At 62.4% G+C, this 255-nt stretch carries 1 rRNA gene; it reads right to left on the bottom strand.

The features are described from left to right. A 16S ribosomal RNA gene (locus tag ABNG04_RS18010) occupies positions 1-255 on the bottom strand; the annotation flags it as partial.

The raw sequence follows: 255 nt of genomic DNA, 5'->3' as shown, positions 1-255 counted from the left end.
AATCCGGTTCGAGACCCTGGCTTTCGTCCCTCACTGTCGGATCCGTTCTCGCGACGTGCTTTCGCCATCGGCGGTCCGTCCAGGATTACGGGATTTCACTCCTACCCCGGACGTACCCGTCGCGCCTTCCGGTCCCAAGCCACGCAGTTTCTACCGGGCGCCCACCTGTTGAGCAGGTGGATTTCCCGATGGACTTGCGCGGCCAGCTACGGACGCTTTAGGCCCAATAAGATCGGCCATCACTTGGGCTGCCGG

Source organism: Halorubrum miltondacostae (assembly GCF_041379815.1).
GTDB classification, from domain to species: domain Archaea; phylum Halobacteriota; class Halobacteria; order Halobacteriales; family Haloferacaceae; genus Halorubrum; species Halorubrum miltondacostae.
This window is presented reverse-complemented; position numbering and strand designations above follow the sequence as displayed.